The sequence below is a fragment of the Rhodanobacter sp. DHG33 genome (assembly GCF_014843005.1).
Lineage (GTDB): Bacteria > Pseudomonadota > Gammaproteobacteria > Xanthomonadales > Rhodanobacteraceae > Rhodanobacter_A.
Window position 1 is genome coordinate 638514 of the sequence record NZ_JACYXM010000002.1, and the last position, 16195, is coordinate 654708.

The 16195-nt window shown below is 62.6% G+C and carries 13 protein-coding genes; 8 read left to right on the forward strand and 5 right to left on the reverse strand.

Annotated elements, in window-relative coordinates; translation table 11 throughout:
* Positions 1 to 5 precede the first annotated feature (5 nt).
* From IHE46_RS05860 to IHE46_RS05875, 4 genes are read left to right on the forward strand one after another with little or no spacing between them, the layout of a single operon-like run.
* Positions 6 to 698 (forward strand): PspA/IM30 family protein, encoded by a 693-nt coding sequence (locus tag IHE46_RS05860; RefSeq protein ID WP_192163660.1) that lies wholly within the window; start codon positions 6 to 8, stop codon positions 696 to 698.
* Positions 698 to 1417, forward strand: a complete 720-nt coding sequence (locus tag IHE46_RS05865) for a DUF2491 family protein (protein WP_192163661.1) — start codon at positions 698 to 700, stop codon at positions 1415 to 1417. The genes IHE46_RS05860 and IHE46_RS05865 overlap by 1 nt, the downstream gene beginning before the upstream one ends.
* A gap of 19 nt (positions 1418 to 1436) precedes the next feature.
* Positions 1437 to 1991, forward strand: coding sequence for a DUF1190 domain-containing protein (locus IHE46_RS05870; protein WP_192163662.1), 555 nt, complete (start codon positions 1437 to 1439; stop codon positions 1989 to 1991).
* Between the two features lie 2 nt (positions 1992 to 1993).
* Positions 1994 to 3157, forward strand: a complete 1164-nt coding sequence (locus IHE46_RS05875; RefSeq protein ID WP_192163663.1) for a glutathionylspermidine synthase family protein — start codon at positions 1994 to 1996, stop codon at positions 3155 to 3157.
* Between the two features lie 706 nt (positions 3158 to 3863).
* Here the strand turns inward: IHE46_RS05875 and IHE46_RS05880 are convergent.
* Genes IHE46_RS05880 through IHE46_RS05890 form a run of 3 tightly spaced genes read right to left on the reverse strand, consistent with a single transcriptional unit; the run spans position 3864 to position 6217 of the window.
* Positions 3864 to 5471 carry a DUF3987 domain-containing protein gene (locus IHE46_RS05880; RefSeq protein WP_192163664.1) on the reverse strand — a complete coding sequence of 536 codons (1608 nt, stop codon included), beginning with the start codon at positions 5469 to 5471 and terminating at the stop codon, positions 3864 to 3866.
* Positions 5464 to 5802 (reverse strand): hypothetical protein, encoded by a 339-nt coding sequence (locus tag IHE46_RS05885; RefSeq protein WP_192163665.1) that lies wholly within the window; start codon positions 5800 to 5802, stop codon positions 5464 to 5466. The genes IHE46_RS05880 and IHE46_RS05885 overlap by 8 nt, the downstream gene beginning before the upstream one ends.
* Complete coding sequence (locus IHE46_RS05890; RefSeq protein ID WP_192163666.1) at positions 5792 to 6217, reverse strand: hypothetical protein; 426 nt, start codon at positions 6215 to 6217, stop codon at positions 5792 to 5794. Before IHE46_RS05890 ends, IHE46_RS05885 begins: the two co-directional genes overlap by 11 nt.
* Positions 6218 to 6869: 652 nt before the next feature.
* Here IHE46_RS05890 and IHE46_RS05895 point away from each other — a divergent pair.
* Entirely contained in the window at positions 6870 to 9521 is a 2652-nt protein-coding gene (locus tag IHE46_RS05895; RefSeq protein WP_343229994.1) for a M1 family aminopeptidase, read from the forward strand.
* Positions 9522 to 9730: 209 nt separating this feature from the next.
* Here the strand turns inward: IHE46_RS05895 and IHE46_RS05900 are convergent, their stop codons facing one another.
* Together IHE46_RS05900 and IHE46_RS05905 are read right to left on the reverse strand one after the other, a co-directional pair.
* Positions 9731 to 11134 carry an FAD/NAD(P)-binding protein gene (locus IHE46_RS05900; RefSeq protein WP_192163668.1) on the reverse strand — a complete coding sequence of 468 codons (1404 nt, stop codon included), beginning with the start codon at positions 11132 to 11134 and terminating at the stop codon, positions 9731 to 9733.
* Between the two features lie 31 nt (positions 11135 to 11165).
* A complete protein-coding gene (locus IHE46_RS05905) occupies positions 11166 to 11753 on the reverse strand; it encodes a cysteine dioxygenase family protein (RefSeq protein ID WP_192163669.1) in 588 nt (195 codons plus the stop codon).
* 238 nt (positions 11754 to 11991) lie between these two features.
* On the opposite strand from IHE46_RS05905, the gene IHE46_RS05910 reads away from it, so the two are divergent.
* The 3 genes from IHE46_RS05910 to smc all read left to right on the forward strand — a co-directional run bounded on the left by IHE46_RS05910 (position 11992) and on the right by smc (position 16177).
* Positions 11992 to 12291 carry a YciI family protein gene (locus tag IHE46_RS05910; RefSeq protein ID WP_192163670.1) on the forward strand — a complete coding sequence of 100 codons (300 nt, stop codon included), beginning with the start codon at positions 11992 to 11994 and terminating at the stop codon, positions 12289 to 12291.
* Positions 12288 to 12539, forward strand: a complete 252-nt coding sequence (locus IHE46_RS05915; RefSeq protein WP_192163671.1) for a BolA family protein — start codon at positions 12288 to 12290, stop codon at positions 12537 to 12539. The genes IHE46_RS05910 and IHE46_RS05915 overlap by 4 nt, the downstream gene beginning before the upstream one ends.
* A 128-nt stretch (positions 12540 to 12667) precedes the next feature.
* Positions 12668 to 16177, forward strand: coding sequence for a chromosome segregation protein SMC (gene smc / locus IHE46_RS05920; RefSeq protein WP_192163672.1), 3510 nt, complete (start codon positions 12668 to 12670; stop codon positions 16175 to 16177).
* Positions 16178 to 16195 lie beyond the last annotated feature (18 nt).

The window sequence follows — 16195 nt, forward strand, 5'->3', positions numbered from 1 at the left end:
CAACCATGGCCATCATCGAGAAACTCATCACGCTGGTGCGCGGCACCGCCACCGAAGCCGGCCAGGCTATCGTCGATCGCAACGCGATCACGATACTGGAGCAGGAAATCCGGGATTCGAATGCCGCCCTCGACCAGTCGAAAATCGACCTGACTAAGCTCATGGCCGAGCGCAAGATCGCCAGCGACAAGCTGGACGCCAAGAAGGCGAAGGTCGCGGACTTCAATGCCACCATCCAGAAGCTGGTGGATAAGGGTGACCAGCAGCCGCTGGCGCTCGAGGTTGCCGGCAAAGTCGCCGCGCTCGAAAGCGAGATCGCCTCGGATGGCACAACCATCAAGGGTATGGACGACAACATCGAGCGGTTGCGCGGTTCGATCCGCCAGGCCGAGTCCACCGTCGAGCACCTCACTCGCCAGATCGACACCGTGAAGGCCACTGCCTCGGTGCAGCGCGCGCAGGAAGCAATCTCGTCGCGCACATCGGGCTCGAACGCCAAGCTGCGTACCGCCATGGATTCGCTGGATCGCATCCAGGAGCAGCAGCGCTTGAAGGACGCGCAATTGGATGCGGCAAAGCAACTCGAAGAGGCCAGTGGCGACGGTGACCTCCAGAAACGCCTGCAGGCAGCGGGGGTCGTACCCACCGACATGGCGGCGGCGGACGTGCTCGCGCGCTTCACCAAGCCGGTAGGCTGATGCATCACGCCGGCGGCGCACATCGCGCGCCGCCGGCCTTACTAACAGGGGCGAAAGGACACACCATGTTCGGGAATTTGTTCGGCAAGAAGGCCGAAGCATCGGCTGCGGCCGTTGCGCCGCGTGGCCTGGGTGGCTTCCGGCTGGGCGGCGCCGTCGTCGTTGACTCATTGCTCTTCAAGGCGAACGCCGGCGCATTCGGCTTCGAACCGCCGGCGGGCGATCAGCCCATCGAGGCGTTGGGCACGGTCGACCTGGGCGGCGGCACGCTGCTGTACCGCTGGTACGTCGAGGACGACGCCTGGTATCAGGTCAAGGCGACGGCAGGTCAGATCGACGAGATCAAGCTGTTCGTGTTCGCCGATACCATCAATCCGCCGACCGTCGATGCGTTTCGCCAGTGGGTCGAGCCAACGTCCGATCTTGGCAAGCCCGAGCTGACGTTCAACGGTCGCATCTACAAGCGTGTATGGGGAGACGGCGCAGCGAATGCATGGGCGCCGCCGATCGTCTACGACGAATCGGTCACTCATCCATCTGGCGGCCCAGCCGACTTCACCATGACCCACTACTCGATGCTCTACCAGCGCGAAGTCGAGGGCTTGCCGGGCCGATACGAGTACCTATTCGTGACGGCCGAAGACTACGGTCCGAACAACTTCGACGTGGTCTATTCGCTGGGCACGGACGTCAGCGACGCTGACCTGTCGATTACCTGAGCCAGGGAAGGAGAACATCGTGAAACGATCCACTACCGCTTCGCTGGTCCTGATGGGCCTGGCTCCGTTGCTGCTGACCGCTTGCGACGATCCGCCGGCGCCGACACAACAAAGCTTTGCGACGGTCGACAACTGCGTCGCAGCCGGCGTACCACGCGATACGTGCCAGACGGCGCACGATCAAGCGATCGCGAACGCCGAAAAGGACAGTCCGCATTTCGGGACCCTTGAGCAGTGCATCGCCCAGTTCGGCGCCGGCATGTGCCAGCAATCCGGCGGTGACCATGGCTCCTTCTGGATGCCGATGCTCGGCGGTTTCATGATCGCCCGTCTGTTCGATAGCTCCAACAACACCTCGTATGTCCCCGTGGGGCCGATCTACCGCTCGGCCAGCGGTGGCTATTACTCGCCACCCAGTAACGGTGTCTATGGGGGTAGCTACCGCTCAAGCGCGAGCGGCTGGGGTTCGACGGCCAGCGGTGACGGCAGCAGTGGGTCAGGCTCCCGTGCCATCACGGCAAGCCGCGGCGGCTTCGGTTCGGCACATGCCGCGGCAGGCGGTTGGGGTGGCTGATCATGCATCGCATGGCTATTGCGCCCCGTACGGACTGGCAGCAGACGGCAGAGGCTTACGGCTTCCGCTTCCATACGATCAGTGGAGAGATGTATTGGGACGAGTCGGCGTACTACGCCTTCTCCCTGCAGGAGGTCGAACGGAACATTGAGGATCCGACCGGCGAAATCCACCAGATGGCGATGTCCCTGGTGGGGGACGTCCTGCGTAGCGAAGCACTTCTCACGAAGCTCGCGATTCCGTCATCCCACTGGGACTGGATTGCAGACAGTTGGCGTAGGGGCCAGCCGCATCTCTATGGACGCATGGATCTCGCCTACGATGGCACCGGTCCCGCCAAGCTCTACGAGCTGAACTACGACACGCCGACATCTCTCTACGAGGCAGCCTTCTTCCAGTGGATCTGGTTAGAGCAGCAGATCGAGCGCGGCGCGCTGCCGAAAGGTGCCGATCAATACAACAGCATCCAGGACAAAGTGGTGCTGGCGTTCGCCGAGCTGGCAAAGGGTTTGCCGCGGCCGTTCTATTTCAGCGCCGCGCGTGGAAGCGTTGAAGATCAGGGAACAGTCGACTATCTGCGCGACTGCGCCCAGCAGGCAGGTCTTGCTGCCGGCTCCATCGCGATCGAGGACATCGGCCTGTCCACGACGGGTACGTTTACCGATCTCAACGACATCGTCATCGGCACCTTGTTCAAGCTTTACCCCCTCGAAGACCTGTTTGCCGACCGGTATGGTTCCGCGTTGCCGGGGTCCGGTTTACAGCTCATCGAGCCACCGTGGAAATCGGTGCTGAGCAACAAGGGCATTTTGCCGCTGTTGTGGGAGCGCTATGAGGGACATCCCAACCTGCTTCCAGCCTACTTCGAGGCAGAGAATCCGGCGCCGCTTCCGGAAGGATGGGTGCGCAAGCCGCTCTTCTCGCGCGAAGGCGCGAACATCCGCATCCGGACAACCGAAGGCGACATCCTGGAGTCAGACGGCCCGTATGTCGGTGCGTCTCACATCCGACAGGCCTACCACCCGCTGACGAAGTTCCCGGGCGGATACCCGCTCATCGGCAGTTGGATCGTCGGAGACGCGCCAGCCGGCATGGGCCTACGCGAAGACGCCGGACTCATCACGCGCGATACCTCGCGGTTCGTGCCCCACGTGATTCTGGACTGATCAGTCGGGCTTCACCGTTCGACGTGTGCTCAAGCGTTGCATCGACCGGCTGAAATCGGTCGTGTGATTCGATCAGGTGGATGCAGCTGTAGGCCTCGACAATCTTTCGTAGCAAGACGCAGGATCCTGGCCATCGCTCATGCCTGTCCTCTATCCCTTCGCATTCTTGCCTGCCAGCATAAAAGCCGGTCGTCGCCAGCTCTTCGGCTGACGACTCGGGTTATTTGTCAGCCCTTGCCTTCGGCGGTCTGATCAAGGCGTACGGCTCGCTTTCAGCCTCGCGTACGCTTTCTATATAAGAGGGTTTGTGTTCCACACCCTCTGTAAATCAACAGCAAAAGACCCCCTGCCTTATGGCACCCGGCCGACGGTGGGTGAGTACGTCGACATAACATATGGTGCGCGTCGGTAAAAATTTACAGAATGGCATATATATGACACATCAGTATGTGTGGTCAGCGACCAGTCGAGTCCATGCTAAGCGCCAGTTACTCTTTGCCTTATCGCGTCAAGTGGCCGGTGGTAGTCAGGTTGAACGCCAGTGAATGTGGCTTACGCGCACGCAAAAAAAACGGCCCCGGGGTCTGGGGCCGAATGAATCAATTTAGTTTTTTCAGGAAAGACGGAAATGTGCGATAAAAGGTCGCAGATTTAGCGATTTCTGAAAAAAGTGCCCCCCGATTTCGGTGGCACTCATGCAGGCGAGTTAGCGATGGTTCTCCCCGCGCTGATGGGGTGCCTGACTGCTGAACAGCCCCCCCATGAGTGGCAATGGGCCCTGGCAATTTGGATTGCCGTACAACGGAATCGGTGCGCGGTAGAACGCTTCGGGGATCGGTCCGGCTAACGACTTCGTGGTGAGCTTGCTGAAGGCGGTAGGGTTAAGGCGGATGAACTGCTTACGTTCGGACTTGTCCACCGTAACGTATCCGTTGTTGATAAGCACACTGATTGCCGCCTCGAAATCAGGACCGCCCTCACGGACGGCTCGGCCCTGAAGTACGTCGTTGTACGACGCTGGCAAGAAGCCGGGCACCCAGTTGTACTCGTATAGGTAACGGGTTACGCGCCACGCATCCTTGATCGACTTCGGCGTGTCGTCGGTTGGGTCGAACATGCGCTTGAATTCAGCAAGGAACAGGCGCATGACGGCAATGGCACGAGACAGTGTTGTACTACTGATCTCGCCCTCGAGCCCTTCGGCGACGTGGAAGATGCCAGCGATTCGACTGGCGTTATCCATGTACTTGGCTACGAAGTCGCTGATGTTCTCTAGATTGCCGCCGGGTCTCGCCTGCGCGTTGATGGTGTCGTGCTCTTTCTTCCAGAGCACAACGGCATCGGGAGAAAAGGTCAGGGTGGTACGAGAGTATTCCCCCATGCGACGGTGCCTGAAGGCTTCGATCACAAGTTGTTCCAGCCGGGCCAGGAACGCGTGGAGATGCCCCTGATCCGTAACTTCGTCGTCAGTGAGGTCATTGTTCTGATGCGGTGAGCAGCGAACGATCAGCGTGCGTGCCATCAGTCCCGATTCGCGTGCAGCTCCGTCGTTTTTCGCAAGGAATTGATCCGAGAATTTGGGCTGCACGAAGAGCACGAAAGTGAGGACCAAGTCGTTGAGCGAACACGTCGTATGTGCACCGTCCAGCATGAAAGTCTGAGTTCCGCCTTGCCATGCGTTGGAAAGAACGGCGGGTTGAGTCATCACACCAGATTTCAGAATGGGGTGTGCCTCGTCGCTGGCGATAATGATGCGTTTGTGATTGGTGCAAACCGCCTTGGCAAAGGCGGAGAAGGACATTGCCTGATACAGCACGCGATCATCCGTGGGCATGTTGTTCTCGTGCTCGCGCATAGCTTCCTTGAGGTGATCGTCAGATTCACACGCTTGCGCGGCTTTGACGATCGCCTTGTCGAGACCTTTGCGCTTGAGTTCCCAGAGGCGGTACTTGCTTTTGAACTGATCAGAGGTAGCGCCGTTCTGAGATTCCTGACGAGCGAATACCTCCATGATCGGCTTCGCGAAGGCGTTGTAGGCAGGTGTCTTGCCAACACCCGATTCGGCAATACCCATGATGTAAAGAGACAGTGGGGTTTCCTCGCCACTGATCGGGTGCTTCACACTTGCGTGCTGGGCGACTGCGGATGCAACGGCACCGAGTTGAGAGGCAAAGCACAGAGCGAGAGGAATCCCGGCTTGCGCCGGGGATTCCAGAAGAGCATCAAACCACAAGCTCGGGAGATGCGACTGGAGGGTTGATGACCAGTCGATATGAATGGTGTTGCCCGGACCAGAGGTGACGTAGTCAATCATGACGCACCCCCTGATCGTCGTCATTGGTTGGTTCCACCGGATTGTCGTCTGGCTTCTCTCTGTCTTTATGCAGCTGCTGACGACGCGTGCGTTCTGCGTCGAGCATTTTGTTGAATGTATTGGCCGACAACGACAGACCAATTTTGGCCAGCACTTTGAGGATCTTGACCTTCGGCACCTTACGGGCGAGAGCAGCTTCGATCCTGGCGAATTGGTTGCGAAACATCTCGCGTTTCAGCGTGCGTTCGTCCGGAGTAAGTGCATCAAGCGCCTCGGCGATATCCAAGGCGTCCGAGTCCATGGAGGGGAGCTCGTTCGCTTCATAGTTCATACGACGCCCCCTTGGCCGTGTTGCGGGACTGGGCGGCCTTCGCTTTGACCCATGCTCTTATCTCGTTTTTCCAAAAGCGTTGGCCACTGCCTAAGTCGAAGGGTGTTGGGAACGACTCGTCGAAATTCTCGTGTTTTGGGTTACGCAGGTCATCGAAGGCCGTTTTGCTGAGGCCGGCTTGCTCAATGGCCTCAGTGGTGCGCAAGGGTTTGTCGTTCGGCTCGCCTTCTACAGTAGAAGCGCGTGAGATTGCCGTTTCGCTGAGCGCGAGCAAGAGTCCGCGGTTCTGGATAAGCAGACGGTAGATGTCGTCAGACGTCGCTTCGCCGGGGATGGCAGCAGCGCTGATCGAAGCGGAAAGCACGGTCTTGGCGTGCTGATGCACGCGACCGGCGTCAGAGGTTGTAGAACACATACGCTTCCTTCTCGAACCGCAGTGCGGTCAAGGTCATTGTGAAAAAGGAATTTGGCGCTGGGGCTGCAAGAGCTGCGTCTTGCATGGCATGCGCTGCGTGTGCTGGCTCGGCAATGTATGGGGGCCGAGTTAGATAGGAGATTCCCTGTGCCGGATATTCCTTGGATACCGACTGTCGGGAATGGCACTCTAGCGTGGCACTTGCCTATCGCCCCATTCGGGTAGGCTGCTCTTGGCTAGTGGCAGGTGATGATAAGGGCCGTCAATGACCCTCGTATCGGCGAGCGGTGCTTTGCCTACCTTGTTATCACAGATACATCAGTGACGGTCAGATGTAAACCCAAAGCACGCGTTGGCAAGTCTCGTACGACGACTCGTACATTCGGTGCCGACGGAATTCACTGCCGGAACGCATCTACATACCGTTACATACCGTGCTTGTAGTCGCGGCTACCATGGAGCAGCTGGTGGGCCTTGAAAGTTGCCGCGCAGGGCGGGCACCTTACGAACCTTCAGCAGCGTGTCGATGAAACTATGCGCGGACGCAATCCTGGAGCAGGCCGTGTTTAATGCAAGGGCAGGTAATCAGGTCAAAGCCGGCAAGCGATGTCGCAAGATGGTGGTTGAAGGCGGGGAGCATATGCGACATGTCATGGTGTTGGCGTGTTGCTGTCTGCTGAGCGCGCAGGCTCTCGCTGCCGCACATGACGAACCGGCACCCGCTGGGCGTCTTCCTACATGGGCGCAGCCATCGCTGTATCGCGTGGCCTTGCGCATCGATCCGGATCAGGCGCGCTACTCCGGCGATGTCGATATCACGATCGCCCTGCGCCAACCGTCCGATCGCCTATGGCTGCATGGGCAAGGTTTCCAGGTCGATCGGGTCAGCGTGATCGATGCGGCAGGCATACCGCATGCGGCGCATTATCGGGAAATGCCGGGGGGCGAAGGCGTCGCGCGCATCGACATGGATCGTGCGCTGCCCGCGCAGACCCTTCACCTGGCTTTGCACTACAGCGCCGCGCTCTCCGATGGTGTGCAGGGCTTGTACAAGACACGGCAGGAAGGGCGCAATTACGCCGTGGCGCAGATGGAACCGATCAGCGCCCGCACGGTGTTCCCCTGTTTCGATGAACCGTCGTTCCGCGCCAGTTTTGCGCTGAGCCTTACTGTTCCCGCGCACGACACTGCGCTCGCCAACACCCGGCAGATTGCACAAACCGATGCCGGCAAAGGCTGGAAGACGGTGGTGTTCGCGCCGAGCAAGCCGTTGCCGACCTATCTGCTGGCATTCGGCGTGGGGCCATGGGAAATCCTTCCCGCGGCTCCGATTGCGCCGGATGCGTACCGCAGCGCGCCCTTGCCGTTGCGCAGTGTCGGCTATGCCGGCGAAGCCGGCAGCATGCGGCGCGTGGCGGCGTTTACGCCATCGATCATCCAGGCGCTGGAGAACTACTACGCATACGGTTATCCCTGGGACAAGCTGGACCTGATCAACCTGGGGGGCGGCATGGAAAACCCCGGCCTGGTCGTACTGGACGATCTCGGGTCGGGCGACCCGCAGGCATCGCCGGCAGCAGTACGCGGCGCGTTCGATCTGACTGCGCACGAGCTCGCGCATCAATGGACCGGCAATACGGTGACCATGGACTGGTGGAACGATACCTGGCTCAGCGAGGCATTCACCACCTGGATGCAGCAGAAAATCAGCATGCAGTTGCACCCGGAATACCGCGCCGACCTGGATCGGGCGCAGCTGGTGCAGCGTGCGATGGCGAACGACAGCCTGGTGAGCGCGCGCAGTATCCGCCAGCCAATCGAGGGCAGCGGCGACATCATGAATGCCTTCGACGACATCACGTATCAGAAAGGCGCCGGCGTGCTCGGCATGTTCGAGCATTATCTCGGTGCGGCAGCGTTTCAACGGGGTATGCGCACGTATATCCAAGCGCATGCCATGCAGAGCGTGGATGCCGGGGCCGTGGTCGAGGCGATCGCGCGGCAAGCTGACGACCCCGCCGCCGTTGAGCGTGCTTTCTACAGTTTCCTCGACCAAACGGGTGTCCCTTATGTGTACGCCGAGGTAGTGTCGCAACGCGGACAGGTGGCCGTGCAACTGTCGCAGTCGCGCTACCTGCCGCTGGGAGCGAAGGGCGATGGCGAACGCCGCTGGGGCATCCCGGTATGCGTGCGCTACGGCACGGCGGCGGCCAAACGCGAAGTCTGCACGCTGCTCGACGCGGCGCGAGCCACGCTGGCGTTGCCGGGCGCGAGTGCAGCGAGCTGGGTCATGCCCAATGCCGACGGGCAAGGCTATTACCGCTACGGTCTGGATTCGCACAGCCTGTCCATGCTTGCGGCGCATATGGATCGTTTGAGCGATGTGGAACAACTGGCGTATGCGGATGCGGTCGAAGCCAGCTTCCATCATGGTGATATCGATGCCGGAGAGGTGCTGGCCGCGCTGCGTCCCTTGGCCGGTGCGCCGACACGCGAGGTAGCCACGGCGCCGCTCGATCAGCTTGCATGGATTTATCGCCATTTGGCCCGTACGGATGCGCAGCGCGCCGCAGTGACGCAGTGGGTAACTGCAGCTTACCTGCCGCGCCTGCAACGACTGGGGTATCGGGCCCGTGCAGGCGAAGCAGACGACGATGCCCTATGGCGCAAGGCCCTGGTGACGCCGCTGGCCTTCGTGTTCAAGCTGCCAGCGGTGCGTACAGCCTTGTTGCATGAAGGCGATGCATTGCTTGCATCCATGCGTAACGGCTCGTTCGATGCGCAGCACGTCGATCGCGAGATGGCGGTGGCTGCACTCGGCGTTGCCGTACAGGAACGCGGAGCGCCGGCTCTGCAAACCCTGGCGACGGCGCTGCAGGCCAGTCACGATTCGGTCTGGCAGCGACAGCTGGCATTGGCGATGGCGCACGCCAACGACAGCAGCAGCGCTGCGCAGCTGCGCGCACTGGCACTGGACCCCAAGCTCGAAGCATTCGAGAAGCTCAACTTTTTGATGACCACCGATGGCGGCGTGACGGATCGCGATGCGCGCTGGCAGTGGTTCGATAGGCATCTGCCGGAGCTGTTGGAGGGCTTGCCGGGACCTGCCGCTGCCTACATGCCGCTGATGCTGGCCAAGGAGGCCTGCACCGATGCCGATGCGGCACGCCTACAGGCGATGTTCCAGCGGCAGAGCGAACAGGTGCCCGGCGTGGCGCGCGGCGTGGTGCAGGGGAGCGAGACGATTCATCTATGCAGTGCTTTGAGCCGTGCGCAAAACCCGGCAGCCATCACGCGCCGATGATGGCTGTGCCGATTGGTCTCGAAACATGGATCAGATCGGACGCCTGATTTCTCTCTGGTTGATTCCTGCCCAAAGTGCATTCCTGTTTCCAGGTTTTACGGGCCACAGCAGTCGACTTACCGAACGGAAGCGTCTTCGTGCCGACACGCTCGGCGAGTCGGTTCGTCGGTTCCATTCCCCCCATAAGCGCGAATTGGCACGAATTGCGCTCAGCCCGACTCAAGCAATTCAAGCAGGTCGTCATGCTCGGCGCGCGGCGGATTCAACCGAGTCGCCAGTGCGTCGGCGGCAATACGGATTTCCGGCATCGCCGTGCATTCCCAAAGATTGCCTCGAAGCAGCGATCCGATGGCATGAAGTCCGGGCTGCATTTCCCCGGCGGTATTGATCAGGTGCCCGTCTGGTTCGGCCAGTACGCCCAGTTGCAACGGGTCGGCCGATGCTAGGCCGTCTCGCAGCAGCCCCGACACCAGAGGGTGTTCGGCGAAGGCAACGGCGGTGTCTAGGCCGGTCGCCTGCACCACGATGTCCGATTGCAGCGTGGTCACCAGCTGGTTTTCGCGGGATTGGACGGTGACGTCGAGCGGCCCGTCGCCATCCACGCCGAGCACGCGGGCAGCGTGGATCTGCAGGCGCCCTTCATCGCGCAATTGCTGGATGATCTCCGCCGACTGGGGCGCCACACGGTGGCGGGCCGATTCCCACAGCCATCGCGCATGGCGCAGAAACTGTCTGCGCTGACGCGGTGTAAAGAGCTGCCAGAGTCTTGCATTGATCGGGCGCATGCCGTCGATCACGCTGCGCCAGTCGACGTGCGGGTGTTCGCGGAACGTGCGGCGGATTTCGGCGAGAACCAGAGCAGGGCCATCGCATGCCAGCAATCTGGCGTTGAGCTCGGCCTGTTGCGAGAACGGGTCGACGGGAAGCGCCGGATGCACGAACGGCGGCAGGCCATGCCGCGAGACAGCAACCAGCTCGACATCCGGCCAGCGGATGGAGGCCGAGATCAACGTATCGACGGCGGTCAGCCCGGTGCCGATCACGATGAGGCGACGCGGGTGGCTTGGACGCGCGATGAGACTCCACGGGTCGAGAACATAGGCACTGCTGACCAGCGCACGCTTCGAAACCGTCCGCAATGGACGCGGAGGGAGTGCGCCCAGCGCCAGCACGATCCGTTCGGCGGTCACGGTTCCGCCATCGTCGAGTGCGATCTCGTAGCGGTCGCCGACAGCCTTGATGGCCGAAGCGGTGGCAGTGACGATGTCGAAGCGCCGGTTGCGCTGTTTCGCATCGCGCAGGCGCTGGTCCAGCTGCGACTCGATGTACTCGCCAAACAGGCGGCGCGGCAGGAAGTCGGTGGGCTTGGAGCCGGGACGGTGCCTGGCGCCGTATTCGACGAAGCTCTCGTCCGCATCGAGGTACAGGCCCATGCCGCCGGCACGCACATTCAGCAGGTGATGGTCGTGCGGCGTGCTGTAGGCAACGCCGCGCCCGGTACAGGGGGCGTTTCCCGCCACCCAGTGCACGGTGTCGGACGCGTCGCGCGAAAGGAGCGCACCGAACAGTGCCGCTCCCGCCGCGCCGCCGCCGATGATTGCGATGTCCGGCATGGTGAAAGACCTCTTGGAAATGGGGAAGTGTTTACGCGGACGCCGTTTTCTCGCGTACGGCGTGGTGCAGCTCGCTGGACCATTGCCCCTGGTCATGGGCGAAGCTGCGATAGCGGTTCAGCTCGCCGCCGTACACGTGCAGGGAGAGCGCCTGACGGTTCCTGGAGAGATTGCGGCAACGGTGCGCATAGTCGGCCTGGGAAAACGCGATGTGATCGCCGACGCCCACGACCCGGCTGTGGTCGCGTTCCAGGTGAATCGGAGGCTGCGCGAGGAGCTGGAAGGATTCCACCTCCAGCACGCCATCGAGCACGAACTCCATCCCCCATAGACCGTCATGGTCGTGGATGGGCGTTGCATAACCCGGCGGCCATACGATCAACAGCGCTTCATAGTGGTGCGCCTCGCCCGTGCCTAGCGGTATCCGCCGGTACGACGGGGCTCCGGATGCCGGGGAAAGCAGGGTGGCCTGCGGACAGCCCGGCCATGTCGCGACGTGCGAAAGCGCGGCGGCGACATGGCCCACGTCGAATGGCTCCTGCCTGCCCATACATGTCTCGATGGCCGTGAGAACACGCTTGTTCCACGTGTGGACGGGCGTCATGAGTGCGTCGTACATCGGTGCCTCCGGTGTTGGCGTGCTCGGGTTCCAGCGAACCACGGAGGGCGTTAAGCATCCGCTAGAGCGGAATGGCCAAATCGCAGATCGTTATGCACTCTGCGACATAGGAGCATGGTTGCGCAGGACTGACCCGGTCTGCAGCCTTCCCAGGACGGCAGCCTGAAACCGGAATGCTCGATGGGTGTCCGCCGGGTCGGTTAAAATCGCAGTTCCCACTCGCAACGGAGCTGTGCCCATGTGGTTCGCGATCATCGCCCAGGATCACCCCGGTTCGCTGGACAAGCGCCTTGCGGCACGCCCCGCGCACCTTGAGCGGCTCAACACGCTGCGGGACGAAGGCCGCCTGCTGCTGGCGGGCCCGTTCCCGGCGATCGAGTCGGAAAACCCTGGCCCGGCCGGCTTCACCGGCAGCATGATCGTGGCGGAGTTCGATTCGCAGGCGGACGCACGGACCTGGGCGGATGCCGATCCCTACGTGGCCGCCGGCGTCTATGCCGAGGTCAGCGTTAAGCCGTTCCGCAAAGTCCTGCCATGAGCGAGGCGATGGTCGCGCAGATACGTGCGCGTCTCTCGGCTGCGTTCTCGCCCAGCGAACTGGACGTGCTCGACGAGGGCCACAAGCATGCCGGCCATGCGGGCGAGGGCAAGGGGCATTTCCACGTGCGCATCGCCAGCCCCGCTTTTGCCGGTGTTCCGCTGATCAAACGGCATCGCATGGTGTATGCCGCGCTCGACGACCTGATGGGAAATGGCATCCACGCTTTATCGATAGAAGCTAAATAAAACAATAAGATGCAATGCAATTCTCATGTGAAACAGCATGAGGATGCGTTGCGGCACCACGCCGCCTTTGGCACAGTGCCTGATCGCCTGCAGACACAGGCGCCTCCTGATTTTCCAGCGATGACCGCATGCGCCTGACCACGATCAAACTCGCCGGCTTCAAGTCCTTCGTCGACCCGACCACGCTGCACTTGCCCGCCAACATGACGGGCGTGGTCGGCCCGAACGGTTGCGGCAAGTCCAACATCATCGACGCCATCCGCTGGGTGATGGGCGAGAGCGCGGCCAGCCGCCTGCGCGGCGATTCGCTCACCGACGTGATCTTCTCCGGTTCCACCTCGCGCAAGCCGGTGGGGCAGGCCACCGTCGAGCTGATCTTCGACAACGGCGACGGCACGGTGCAGGGCGAGTACGGCCAGTACGCCGAGATCTCGGTGAAGCGCCAGGTGACGCGCGACGGGCAGTCGCTGTATTTCCTCAACGGCGCGCGCTGCCGCCGGCGCGATATCACCGACCTGTTCCTCGGCACCGGCCTCGGCCCGCGCAGCTACTCGATCATCGAGCAGGGCATGATCTCGCAGATCATCGAGGCGCATCCCGAGGAACTGCGCACGCACCTGGAGGAAGCCGCCGGTATCTCCAAGTACAAGGAACGCCGCAAGGAAACCGAGAGCCGCATCAAGTCCACCCGCGAAAACCTCGACCGCGTAAAGGACGTCCGCGACGAAGTGGACAAGCAGCTCGAGCATCTCAATCGCCAGGCCCGTGCTGCCGAGCGCTGGAAGGCGTACAAGGAAGAGGAAACTCGCAAGCAGGCCGAACTGCGCGCGCTGGAATACCGCGCCCTGAAGGGCCAGCACGACGGCGAGGGGGCAGGGCTGTCCGCCGCCGAGATCGAGATCGAGAAGCAGCTGGCCGGCCAGCGCGAGATCGAGGCGCAGATCGAAGCCATGCGCGAGCGCCACACCGGGGCCGGCGAACACCTGAGCTCGGTGCAGGCAGAGGTCTACAAGGTCGGCGCCGAAATCGCGCGCGTCGAGCAGCAGGTGCGCCACAACAAGGAAACCGCCGAGCGTCTGCAGCGCGCGCAGGGCGACGCCGAACGCGAACACAACGAACTGGCCGAACACATCGCCGGTGACCGCACGCAGGTCGAAACGCTGCGCATGGCGCTGGCCGAGGGCGAACCCAAACTGGAAGCCCTGCAGCAGATGCAGGACGACACGGCCGAGGCCCAGCGCAGCGCCGAAACCAAGCTCGCCGACTGGCAGCAGCGCTGGGACACGCACACCCGTACCGCCGGCGAATCCAACCGCGCAGCCGAAGTGGAGCGCACCAAGCTCAACTACCTCGACCGTCAGGCCATCGATCTCGCCAAGCGCCGCGAGGCGCTGGAAACCGAACAAAAGGCCACCGACCTCGCGGCGCTGGATGCCGCGGCCGAACAGATGCATCTGGAGCACGATACCCAGCGCGAGAAGGTGGAGTCGCTGGGCAGCTTGCTAGACCAGCACAAGACCACTCACGAGAAAGTGCTGGACGAAGAGCGCCAGCTGCAGTCCACGCTCAACGAGGCCCGCTCGCAGCTGCAGACCGCCCGCGGCCGGCAGTCCTCGCTGGAAGCCCTGCAGCATGCCGCGCTGGGCCAGGAAGAAAACGCCGCCAGCCAGTGGCTGGCGCGCCTCGGTCTCGACAAATCGCCGCGTCTCGGCGAGGCCCTGCAGGTGGAAAACGGCTGGGAAAGCGCGGTGGAAACCGTGCTTTCGGGCTTCATCGACAGCGTGCTGGTGGACGGGGCCCATACCCTGGCCACCGATCTCGGTGCGCTTGAAAACGCCGACGTCGCGTTGCTCGACGCCAGTGCAGGCGGTGCCAACACGGCCGGCACGCTGGCCGCCCACGTGCGCGGCCCGGCTGCGGCCATCGCCATTCTCGGCCACGTGCTGGTGGCCGATTCGCTGGACGAAGCCCGCCAGCGCGTCGGCGGGCTGTCCGCCCTGGCGCCGTACCAGTCGGTGATCACCCGCAGCGGCGAATGGCTGGGTCCCGGCTGGGCGCGCGTGCGTCGCGCGCAGGGCAACCAGGTAGGTGTACTGGCGCGCGAGCGCGAGATCCGCACGCTGGCCGAACAGGTCGCCGCATTGGAAGCGCGCATTGAGGAATGCACGGCCCAGCTCGACGACCTGCGCACGCGCAAGTTCGAGGCCGAACGCGCCCGCGATGACACCCAGCGCGAGCTTTACAACGCGCACCGCCGCCAGAGCGAACTCGCCGGCCAGTTGCAGAGCCATCGCGGCAAGCTGGAAACCGCCCGCGCCCGCGGCGAAAAGGTGGCCGGCGAACTCTCCACGCTGGTCGACCAGCTCGACGAGCTGCAAACGCAGACCCGCGAAGCCCGTGCCCGCCTGGACGAATCGGTCGGGCACATGGGCGACCTCGAAGACCTGCGCCGTGAACTGGAGAACGAGCGCCGCGCGTTGCTGGAAACGCGCGAGGAAGCGCGCATGAACGCACGCGAGGCCGCTGACCAGGCACACGCCCTGGCGTTGTCGATGGAATCCAAGCGCTCCTCGCTCAGCTCGCTGGAACAGTCGCTGGCGCGCATGGAAAACCAGTTGCGGCAGATCGAGGCCCGCCGCGGCGAGATTGCCGAGCAGCTTGCCGCCGGCTCCGATCCCATCGCCGAGCTGGAAGCCGAGCGGCAGACCTACCTCGACCAGCGCCTGCTGGTGGACAGGCAACTGGTGGAAGCGCGCCGCGCGCTGGAAGAGTGCGACATCGCCTTCCGCCAGCTAGAGCAGCGCCGCCATCTCGCCGAGCAGGGTCTGGCCAGCCTGCGCGAAAGCCTTTCCGAAAAACGCCTTGCCGCACAGGCCCTGCAACTGCGTGCTGAACAGTTGGCCGAAGCGATTGCCGCCTCCGGTCTCGAACTGGAAACCCTGCTCGCCGAACTGGCCGAGGATGTGGATGCGGGACAGTGGAAGCAGCAGCTGGCCGAGCTGGCGCAGAAGATCGTGCGGCTGGAGCCGGTCAACCTCGCCGCGATCCAGGAACACGCCGAGCAGAGCGAGCGCAAGACCTATCTCGACAACCAGCTCAACGACCTCACCAGCGCGATGGAAACGTTGGAAGGCGCGATCAAGAAAATCGACCGCGAAACGCGCGCGCGTTTCAAGGAGACCTTCGACAAGGTCAATGCCGGCGTGCAGGAGTTGTTCCCGCGCCTGTTCGGCGGCGGCCATGCCTACCTCGAACTCACCGGCGACGACCTGCTCGACACCGGCGTGGCGATCATGGCGCGGCCGCCCGGCAAGCGCCCGTCCAACATCTCGCTGCTCTCCGGCGGCGAGAAGGCGCTCACCGCGGTGGCGCTGGTGTTCGCCATCTTCAACCTCAATCCCGCACCTTTCTGCCTGCTCGACGAGGTGGATGCGCCGCTGGACGAAGCCAATGTGGGCCGCTTCTCCAGCATGGTGCGCGAGATGAGCGAACGCGTGCAGTTCATCTTCATCAGTCACAACAAGGCCACCATGGAAGCGGCCAGCCAGCTCTGCGGCGTAACCATGCGCGAACCAGGCGTGTCGCGTCTGGTGCAGGTGGACCTCGCCGAAGCGGCTAAACTGGCGGGCACGGCCTGAGCATCGCCGGCGATGCCC

What these genes read in the sequence shown, in the direction of transcription:
- IHE46_RS05875 (WP_192163663.1), top strand. Translation starts at nt 1,994, where the DNA reads ATGCATCGCATGGCTATTGCGCCCCGTACGGACTGGCAGCAGACGGCA.
- IHE46_RS05885 (WP_192163665.1), bottom strand. Translation starts at nt 5,802, where the DNA reads ATGAACTATGAAGCGAACGAGCTCCCCTCCATGGACTCGGACGCCTTG.
- IHE46_RS05900 (WP_192163668.1), bottom strand. Translation starts at nt 11,134, where the DNA reads ATGCCGGACATCGCAATCATCGGCGGCGGCGCGGCGGGAGCGGCACTG.
- smc (WP_192163672.1), top strand. Translation starts at nt 12,668, where the DNA reads ATGCGCCTGACCACGATCAAACTCGCCGGCTTCAAGTCCTTCGTCGAC.
- IHE46_RS05880 (WP_192163664.1), bottom strand. Translation starts at nt 5,471, where the DNA reads ATGATTGACTACGTCACCTCTGGTCCGGGCAACACCATTCATATCGAC.
- IHE46_RS05905 (WP_192163669.1), bottom strand. Translation starts at nt 11,753, where the DNA reads ATGTACGACGCACTCATGACGCCCGTCCACACGTGGAACAAGCGTGTT.
- IHE46_RS05895 (WP_343229994.1), top strand. Translation starts at nt 6,870, where the DNA reads ATGGTGTTGGCGTGTTGCTGTCTGCTGAGCGCGCAGGCTCTCGCTGCC.
- IHE46_RS05860 (WP_192163660.1), top strand. Translation starts at nt 6, where the DNA reads ATGGCCATCATCGAGAAACTCATCACGCTGGTGCGCGGCACCGCCACC.
- IHE46_RS05890 (WP_192163666.1), bottom strand. Translation starts at nt 6,217, where the DNA reads ATGTGTTCTACAACCTCTGACGCCGGTCGCGTGCATCAGCACGCCAAG.
- IHE46_RS05910 (WP_192163670.1), top strand. Translation starts at nt 11,992, where the DNA reads ATGTGGTTCGCGATCATCGCCCAGGATCACCCCGGTTCGCTGGACAAG.
- IHE46_RS05915 (WP_192163671.1), top strand. Translation starts at nt 12,288, where the DNA reads ATGAGCGAGGCGATGGTCGCGCAGATACGTGCGCGTCTCTCGGCTGCG.
- IHE46_RS05865 (WP_192163661.1), top strand. Translation starts at nt 698, where the DNA reads ATGCATCACGCCGGCGGCGCACATCGCGCGCCGCCGGCCTTACTAACA.